Origin of the sequence: Aquiflexum sp. (genome assembly GCF_041749095.1) — a bacterium.
Taxonomy (GTDB): Bacteria; Bacteroidota; Bacteroidia; order Cytophagales; family Cyclobacteriaceae; genus Aquiflexum.
Map to the genome: position 1 here is coordinate 1 of NZ_JBGTCA010000476.1, position 9184 is coordinate 9184.

Below are 9184 nucleotides of genomic sequence, written 5' to 3' on the forward strand. Positions count from 1 at the left end.
TGAGGAGGGTTTTTAACCAATTGGATAAACCCACCAGAAAAGCCCAGAGAAATTTTCAAAAATACTTGGGAGATAAGGCCAGTATATTTATTAAAAAAAGTTTACCGGAATTTCAAAAACCTGAGTTTGTGTCCAGCAACCTATATGTCAGAACAGGGACCACGATTGTTCTTGTCCCTAACGATCAATACCGGGAAAAATATGCTGACAATCCTGAAACTATATTTATGCATCATGTGCACACACCTTACATAGAATTGGCCGAAAGAATGTTTTTGCCTTATTCCCCGAATGAAAAAGAAAAACCTTGAATTGTGAGGTATCAATCAAATGATACCGAATTCAAGGTTTTTAATGGATACGGAGAGCTTATTGCTAATTAATCTTTGATTTAATTCGAATTATCGATCAGTTCTACCGGCACTGATTTGACCTTCCAGATTTCATCACAATATTCACGGATACTTCTATCACTGGAAAATTTCCCCATTCTGGCTGTATTGAGAATTGACATTTTTGCCCAATTGGACTTGTCCCTGAAAGCTTCATCAATTTTATCCTGTGCTTCAACATAAGACTCGTAATCAGCTAATAAAAGAAATTGGTCATCATATATCAAAGATTCCGTCAGTTCTTTGAACATCATCGGATCCAGATGGGAAAAATATCCTGAGTTGATCAGGTCGAGTACTTTTTTGAGGGATTTATTCTTTTGGTAATATTCCCAAGGTTTATATCCTTTTCTCCTTGTTTCTTCTACCTGATCTGCGGTCAGCCCAAAGAGAAAGAAATTTTCTTCTCCCACACATTCCCTGATTTCCACATTAGCTCCATCCAATGTACCGACTGTTAAGGCGCCGTTCATTGAAAGTTTCATGTTTCCGGTTCCGGAGGCTTCTTTGCCTGCTGTGGAAATCTGCTCAGATAGATCTGCTGCAGGATAGATTACCTGGGCATTGGTCACATTGTAGTTTGGATAAAAGACCACTTTGAGTCTGTCTTTCACATCCGGATCATTGTTGACCACATCAGCCACAGCATTGATCAATTTGATGATCAGTTTTGCTCTTCGGTATCCGGGAGCTGCTTTTCCAGCAAAAATAAAGGTCCGGGGAACTATATCTATGTCCGGATTTTGTTTGATCTTATTGTAGAGATGAATAATGTGCAACACGTTCAGATGTTGCCTTTTGTATTCATGAATACGCTTGACCTGTATGTCAAACATTGATTCCGGATTGACTTTGATACCTAGTCGGTTGTAGATTTTTCGGGCCAATATTTTCTTTTGCTCCAGTTTGACTTCCATCCATTCTTTTTGGAATTCGGGATCATCTGCCCATTTCTCCAGACCCCTGAGTTCATCCAGGTGTTTGATCCACGTATTACCTATTTTGCCGCTAATCAACTTAGTAAGAAGAGGATTGCTCAACACCAACCATCTCCTGGGTGTTACCCCGTTAGTTTTGTTGCTGAATTTTTCCGGAGAAAGTTCAAACCAGTCTTTCAAAACTGTTTTTTTCAAAAGCTCGGTATGAAGAGCAGCTACACCATTGATAGCAAAACTACCCACACTGGCAAGATTGGCCATTTTAATGTATTTTCTTGGGCCATCTCCTATCAGAGAAAGGCTATTGATTTTCTGATGATCACCAAAAAATTTCAAGGTTACCTGATCCATAAAACGCCTGTTGATTTCATAAATCAGATCGAGATGCCGAGGCAATACAGAACCGAACAACTCCAAATCCCATGTTTCGAGTGCCTCAGGCAAAAGGGTATGATTTGTGTAAGCAAATGTTAGGGTTGTTAATTTCCAGGCATCATCCCATTCCATTCTGTGCACATCCATAAGCAATCGCATCATTTCTGCTATTCCAATGGACGGATGAGTATCATTCAGCTGCACAGCGAATTTTTCATGGAAATTCTCGATTTTATCACCACTTCTCAAGTGAATACTGATCATATCCTGTAGAGAACAGGATACAAAGAAATATTGCTGTTGTAACCTGAGTTTTTTACCTTCTATCTGATCATCATTTGGGTATAATACCTTACTGATATTTTCACAGATGATTTTTTGATTAACTGCACTGTTATAATTCCCCGAATTGAATGATTGGAAATCAAATGTCTTCGGTGCTTCGGATTTCCAAAGTCTAAGGGTATTGGCAGTATTGACCTGATAACCCAATATTGGTGTATCATAAGCTACTCCTTTGACCACCCAATCCGGTATCCAATTGTTGATAAGCTTACCTTTGACATCAATATAACGCTGAACGTGGCCTCCCAATTTTACATCATAGCTGACTTCTCTCCTTGCAATTTCCCAGGGGTTGCCTCTTCTTAGCCAGTTGTCAGTATCTTCTACCTGCCACCCCTCTCTGATTTCCTGCTCAAATATCCCAAACTGATATCTGATGCCATATCCTATTGCAGGTACTTCTAAGCTTGCCAAAGAATCCATATAGCATGCAGCCAATCTTCCCAAGCCACCATTGCCCAATCCAGGTTCAATTTCTTTCTCTATAAGCCAGTCCAAATTAATCCCCAATTCATTGACAGCTTCTTCCATTTGGGAATAAATATCAAGATTGATTAAATTATTGGCTAAATGTGGGCCCAACAAGTACTCTGCTGATAGATAAGAAACGATTTTGTTTTTTCCCTCTATGTATTGCTTTACAGATGAGGTCCATCTCTGTAGCATTCTGTCCCTTACCGCATAGGAAATTGCCATATAATAGTCATTTCGGGTGGCTATTTCCGGGTATTTCCCCTGTACATAAAAAAGGTTATTTGAAATTGCTTTTTTCAACGCTTCAACACTTAGTCCTGTCCGGGCATCTTCTATCACTGTAGTTTGTTTATTTTCAATATTCTTAGCAGCTATTTCTCTTATAGGTTGAGATTTTTTCATTTTTTCCTGATTTAAATTTTTTGGGAGTGATTAAACATTATTTAATAAATTCTCCAGTCCAAATATCCCGGAAAGTTAATCAAAACATCATTTATAAAAAATCAAGTTTGTTTTTCCTATGTCCAAGCGGGGACTCCCAAACCTTCGCCAGTACTGATATTTCCCTATACATGCCCACGTAGATTATCCCCAATCCTATATATTGTTAAAATAATAATTTGAAAATTTATATTTAATTTTGTTCAGTTATGAATTGATAGTATATTCAAGCAAAAATTAAATATTTATTTTAATATGAAAACCATAAAATATTTCCTCCTATTTATTCTGACCGGATCGCTTGCAATTGCTTCTTGCCAAAAATCAACCAATCAAGATGATCTGATAATTGATGATGAAATGTTTGAGGAATTTATTGACCACCATACTGCCGAGATTTCCTTGGATTACCTGGGGATTTATCATGGGGTACTGCCCTGTGCCGATTGTGAGGGTATTGAAGTGACCTTGGAACTTGGGCCCGGAGATTCATATACCCGCAAAACCACTTATCTTGGAAAAGATGACAACAAGGTTTTCGAAAGTGCGGGGACTTTCTCCTGGAATGGAGCAGGAAACACCATTACCCTCAATGAGGAAGAATTGCCAAACCAATATTTTGTAGGTGAAAACGTGCTTATTCACCTTGATACGGAAGGTAATCGGATTACCGGTGATTTGGCTGACAACTACGAATTGAACAAAAAATAAAGAATGATAGAAGAAGGTGTAGTAAGAAAACAATAATTTAAATCACATCAATAATAATTTAGGATGTCGGGGTAAAATCCGACATCCTTTTCTTATATATGGTCACCTGGGAATTCCTTGAGGTTATGCCGTCTGAAATCTTTGAATTTATAATTGATAGTGATCCACAAGAACAATCCGTGGTTGATTCTAATTGTTTCCGGGTTCGGAGTAGCTAACCTGATGTGATAGCCAGGAGATAAGGTGATCGCCTTTTTCTGAAAACTGAACAAGACAAAAATCCTATGCTCAAAAGGATTGTCCACCGGGGCAGGTCCTACAGTTATCAAAGACTCATTGAACAAAGTGGCAGAGAAATTGAAATGTGGACTAAGAGCATTTCTCCAGTTATACCTTAAACTGGCATTAAAGCGCATCCGGTGATTGAGTGAAAATCCATCTGTTATTTCGGTGGTACTGAAATTACCCCTGTACCTGGCATCATGTCTATACCTCAAACTAACCGAAAAATCAGTTTGGGTTGGTAACCTATACACTACCTGGCCCCATGGCCTATGTTCAGGTCTGATGAGTTTTCCTTCCGAAAAAGGAGCTGTCAAACTCAAATTGGCATATCCGGCGGTGATTGCAATCCTTTGATCCTCGGTATGGAATGTCAATCCTCCGCGTAGTATCAGAAACAACTCCGGAACATGGTGGGTATCAAGCCAAAATGACCAATTAGGTGCTATTTGACCCGATGTCATTAACCCATACCACACTTCTGTATTGACCTGAGTTTGTCGCTGTGCACTCAATGGATGTGTCAGCAACAAAAGCGGGAAAATAAAAAACCACTTCATAAAATGTATAATATTTATTGATCCACATTAATTTAAAATGACATTATAGGGTCAATTCAATTGATTAAAACTATCTCCAAAATTTTTATAAACAAACAACAATTAAGCAATATCTTGTTATATTCAAGTATATCTATATTTCTAGTAAGCTTATGAAAAGTTGCTTTTATCTTATTATATATTTCTTAATTATAGTATTTACCAATGCCTGTGTACCTGATGGACCGGATGCAATCGATGTATTGGATCTTGTATATACCAATTTCGATCCCAGCTATGATTTTGGCACACCAGCTACTTATTCAATGCCGGAAAATGTCATCTTAATTGACAGAGAGACCGTTGAAAACCCGGGGACTACACCTCCTTTTGCGGATTTTATTATCAGTCAAGCCATCTTGGATAGGATTCGCAGCAATATGACCGCGAGGGGATATATCCAAGTGAATGAGTTCAATGATCCTGATTTGATAATTTTACCTTCCATTACTGATGGGAATAGGGTATTCTATGAATATGATTGGTGGTTTTGGGGTTGGTATTACCCCGATTTTTCACCGGTATGGGATTGGGTTTACCCAGGATACTTGCCTGCGGCCATCACTTCTGTGGAAACCGGGACGGTATTGATCCAAATGACCAATCCAAAAGAACTTACTTCAGAAAATCAAATTCCTGTCCATTGGATTTCTGTAATCAATGGAATTGTATCAGGATCCACAGGTGACAATGCCAATAGAATAGTTCGCACCATAGATCAGGCTTTTGTTCAATCCCCTTATTTAACCAGATAATGACTTATAATAAATCAAGGAATTATATTATTCTCTTAACATTCATGCTGTTCAGCATTCAATCTTTCGGACAGATTACTTATCTCAAGTTTAATTTTGCACCAATGATACCTACTGGAAATACCGCAAATTTTATCGGGGTTCCAAGTGCCAGAAGCGGAAATATCGAGTATTATATGATGTTAGATTCCAAGTTTGGGTTTGGTGGTGAAATTGGATTTACTTCATTTTTCGAGAAAAAATCAGGAGAAACACTGACAAGTGGTACCCTATCTGTTACAGGCACACAATTCCGTTTCCATAACCTCGTTCCGGTTATGCCTGCTGTCATCTATTTCTTTAACGAACCAGGTTCTTTTCGTCCTTATGTTTCTTTGGGGGCCGGTATCATGATAAATACCCAAAGAATTGAAATGGGAATATTTCAGGAAAGATTAAACTCCTTTCAGATCGGAATTAAGCCGGAATTAGGTTCCATTTTCCAATTGAGTGAATTTGTGGCTATCAAACTTTCCGGAAAATATTACAACACATTGGGTGGATCGAGACTTCCTGCACAATCTGCACTGGGTATTAACCTGGGCTTTGTCGTAACACAAAGATGATAATAACCTGATTCTTAAATTAACTCAAGTTATTTTGTGCCATTCTTCATATTCAGTATTGTAAAAATAATCAGCTAAAGCTACCTTTAAAATCCAATCTTAAGGAATTTAACCTATGAAATCACCATTACTCTTAATATCATTTCTGTTTATTTCAATTTTGCTTTTGACAAATTGCCAAACCAAAACCGAGTCAAAAAATGAAACAAGTTCCCAAAGAGAAGTCCAGAGTAAAGATGGGATGATATGGATTGAAGGAGGGAGTTTTTATATGGGCACCAATGAAACTGACGCCTATGCAGTGGAAAGACCCGCAGTAAAAAGGGAGGTCCAAGGTTTTTGGATGGATGAAACAGAAGTGACAAACACTCAATTTGCCAAGTTTGTGGAAGAAACAGGATATGTTACCCTCGCAGAACGCCCGGTGGATTGGGAAGAAATGAAACTTCAATTACCGCCCGGAACTCCCAACCCCCCCGAGGAAGATTTGCAGCCCGGTTCATTGGTTTTTACTCCTCCTTCCCACCCTGTATCTACAAGGGAACATGACATCAGCCAGTGGTGGAAATGGGTTACTGGAGCCAATTGGAAACATCCTGAAGGGCCGGAAAGCAACCTGAGGGGGAGGGAAAACCATCCCGTTGTACATATTGCCTTTGAGGATGCAGAAGCTTATGCCAATTGGGCAGGAAAAAGATTGCCTTCGGAAGCAGAATGGGAATATGCCGCAAAATCCGGAAGAGAACATCAGAGATATGCCTGGGGAACTGAATTGAGACCAAATGGCGCATTTATGGCCAATACTTTTCAGGGCACCTTTCCACATGATAACAAAATAGAAGATGGATTTCAGGGAACCTCTCCCATAAAGAGTTTTTCTCCTAATGATTTCGGGCTTTATGACATGATCGGGAATGTTTGGGAAATGACTTCCGATTGGTTTGATGCCATACAATTCAACAGGATAGCCGGAAATGCCCCACCTTTGGACAGTGCCATCAATAAATGTTATAATCCCCAAAATCCATTTGCTCTGGAAAAAGTAATCAAAGGAGGTTCGTTTCTTTGTGCAGATGATTATTGTATCAATTATCGCCCTTCAGCCCGTCAAGGGCATGCCTATGACAGTGGTACATCGAATGTTGGGTTCAGATGTGTGAAGTAAAAAAAAAGACCTGATTATGCTCATTAAAAAAAAAGGTGTATGAGTGGAAAAACTGACTAGATCTGATTTTTCTATTGTATAGGACGGTGATTTTGATACATATTGTGATTTAAATTAAATTAATTTACCCAAGTTGGGGCAGGAATTACCCACTATTACCATCAAAAAAATTGTATTCCTAAAAATATGTGCTAAATTGGATCAGTATTACATCACTCAGATTTAGGCATAAAGTTTGAGTTTTTTAATAAAAAAAATTATTTTGAATTTTAAACATTAAAAAAAAATGGGAAATATTTTGTATTTGATCGCCGTGATTTTGATAATCGGGTGGATATTTGGAGCTTTTGTTTATAGTGTGGGTGGATTGATACACATTTTGCTCGTATTGGCAGTTATAGCCATTATCTATAATGTTATATCAGGACGTCGGGTCTAACCGGAATTTGGATTAAATTAAAGCAACATTAATTGTTGCCACAACTAAAGTACACCAAAGGACAGTTTAAATTACTGTCTTTTTGGTGTATTATTTTTTTGAATTCCTTCATTTAAGTCAAAAAAATACTTTTATAAGTATGCTACATTCCAAAGGTTATTGGTGTAGCATTTCTCAGCAAATCATTTTCATTAGCAGAAATTTATCAAATAGTAGTTTTTTGGTTAACTTTCTTGTTAATCCAAGACTTTGTAACATGAAAACCACATTATACATTACCCTAATCTGCTACCTCTTCACCATAAACTTTACAAATGCCCAGGAGACACCACTTAAAATCATCATGATCGGAGCTCATCCCGATGATTGCGATATCAAAGGAGGTGGCACTGCTGCCCTGTTTGTAGAAATGGGGCATCAGGTCAAATTTATCTCTGTGACCAATGGCGATGCAGGACATATGGAGCAGGGAGGAGGTATGTTGGCCAAAAGAAGGGTGGCAGAAACCCAGGAAGTTGCTAAAAGGTTGGGAATAACTTATGAGGTATTGGACCATCATGACGGGGAATTACTGGCAACATTGCCTATCAGACTTGATATTATCAGAAAAATCCGGGAATGGAATGCCGATGTGGTGATTTCCCACCGGACCAATGATTACCATCCTGACCACAGATATACGGCCATCTTGGTGCAGGATGCTGCCTACATGGTCGGTGTTCCAAATATAGCAGCAGACACTCCTCCTCTATCTAAAAATCCTGTGTTTCTATATTTTCAGGATAATTTTCAAAAACCAAATCCATTTCAAGCGGATATTGCCATTGACATCACTTCTGTTATGGACAAGAAAATCCACGCACTTGATGCCCATGAATCACAATTTTACGAATGGCTACCATGGATCGGCGGATATGCTGATGAAGTTCCTGTAGATCAAGGAGCAAGAATAAAATGGTTAAAGGAAAAAAGACTGAGTTCAGTTAGTCCAAAATCTCTACAGATAGTGGAAAAATGGTATGGAAAGGAAAATTCATCAAAATTACAACAGGTAGAGCTTTTTGAAATCTGTGAATATGGTTCCCGACCATCCGAACAGGATATCAGGAGATTGTTTCCAATGATTGGGCGGTGATTGAATTATAAAGCTCTCTGTTTCTTGCAACAATGTTAGTTTTTGACTCCTGCCCCTACAAAGACCTTCGAGGTTTTGAAAACCTCAAAGGTCTAGCCGTCTCGCTTCTCGTCTCTCGGTTCTCGCTTCGTCTATTGTTTCCCTTGCTTACAATCCAAACAACCTAGGCAACCACAAGGAAAGTCCCGGCCAAAGTGTTACCACTATCAATCCTAAAATCATCGCGATAAAGAATGGGATCAATGGTTTGACGGCCTTTTCAATACTGATACCTGCTACCTGCACACCCAGGAAAAGAACTGAACCAACAGGAGGTGTACAAAGGCCTATACAGAGATTCAAAATCATGATGATGCCAAAATGAACCGGATCAACTCCAAGTTCTATCACAATAGGAAGGAAAATCGGGGTGAAAATCAAGACAGCCGGAGTCATGTCCATAAAAATCCCCACAAACAATAAGATCAGATTGATCAAAATCAAAATGACAAAAATATTGTCAGAGACGGAAAGCAATGAAGCACTGAT

The 9184-nt window shown here is 38.7% G+C and carries 9 protein-coding genes and 1 pseudogene; 7 read left to right on the forward strand and 3 right to left on the reverse strand.

Annotated elements, in window-relative coordinates; genetic code table 11:
- Positions 1 to 311 (forward strand): annotated as a pseudogene (locus ACEW8O_RS21700) (lipase family protein); the annotation flags it as partial.
- An 80-nt stretch (positions 312 to 391) separates the two neighbouring features.
- Here ACEW8O_RS21700 and ACEW8O_RS21705 read toward each other — a convergent pair.
- Positions 392 to 2926, reverse strand: a complete 2535-nt coding sequence (locus ACEW8O_RS21705) for a glycogen/starch/alpha-glucan phosphorylase (protein ID WP_373496725.1) — start codon at positions 2924 to 2926, stop codon at positions 392 to 394.
- Between the two features lie 294 nt (positions 2927 to 3220).
- Between ACEW8O_RS21705 and ACEW8O_RS21710 the strand changes: the two genes are divergently transcribed.
- Positions 3221 to 3676 carry a copper resistance protein NlpE gene (locus tag ACEW8O_RS21710; protein WP_373496726.1) on the forward strand — a complete coding sequence of 152 codons (456 nt, stop codon included), beginning with the start codon at positions 3221 to 3223 and terminating at the stop codon, positions 3674 to 3676.
- A gap of 92 nt (positions 3677 to 3768) precedes the next feature.
- Here the strand turns inward: ACEW8O_RS21710 and ACEW8O_RS21715 are convergent, their stop codons facing one another.
- The gene (locus ACEW8O_RS21715; RefSeq protein ID WP_373496727.1) at positions 3769 to 4518 is read right to left on the reverse strand and encodes a DUF2490 domain-containing protein; all 750 of its coding nucleotides are present in this window, start codon (positions 4516 to 4518) and stop codon (positions 3769 to 3771) included.
- Positions 4519 to 4670: 152 nt separating this feature from the next.
- On the opposite strand from ACEW8O_RS21715, the gene ACEW8O_RS21720 reads away from it, so the two are divergent.
- From ACEW8O_RS21720 to ACEW8O_RS21740, 5 genes are all read left to right on the forward strand, one after another.
- On the forward strand, positions 4671 to 5312 hold the full coding sequence (locus ACEW8O_RS21720; RefSeq protein ID WP_373496728.1) for a DUF4136 domain-containing protein: 642 nt from the start codon (positions 4671 to 4673) through the stop codon (positions 5310 to 5312).
- Positions 5312 to 5917, forward strand: a complete 606-nt coding sequence (locus tag ACEW8O_RS21725; RefSeq protein ID WP_373496729.1) for a hypothetical protein — start codon at positions 5312 to 5314, stop codon at positions 5915 to 5917. The genes ACEW8O_RS21720 and ACEW8O_RS21725 overlap by 1 nt, the downstream gene beginning before the upstream one ends.
- 241 nt (positions 5918 to 6158) lie before the next feature.
- Positions 6159 to 7082: a formylglycine-generating enzyme family protein gene (locus ACEW8O_RS21730; protein ID WP_373496733.1), complete on the forward strand. Its 924-nt coding sequence runs from the start codon at positions 6159 to 6161 to the stop codon at positions 7080 to 7082.
- Between the two features lie 286 nt (positions 7083 to 7368).
- On the forward strand, positions 7369 to 7521 hold the full coding sequence (locus tag ACEW8O_RS21735) for a lmo0937 family membrane protein (RefSeq protein WP_373496730.1): 153 nt from the start codon (positions 7369 to 7371) through the stop codon (positions 7519 to 7521).
- Positions 7522 to 7777: 256 nt separating this feature from the next.
- Positions 7778 to 8656, forward strand: a complete 879-nt coding sequence (locus ACEW8O_RS21740) for a PIG-L deacetylase family protein (protein WP_373496731.1) — start codon at positions 7778 to 7780, stop codon at positions 8654 to 8656.
- A 147-nt stretch (positions 8657 to 8803) separates the two neighbouring features.
- Here the strand turns inward: ACEW8O_RS21740 and ACEW8O_RS21745 are convergent.
- The coding region (locus tag ACEW8O_RS21745) for a TRAP transporter large permease subunit (protein ID WP_373496732.1) at positions 8804 to 9184 on the reverse strand (381 nt) is incomplete at its 5' end.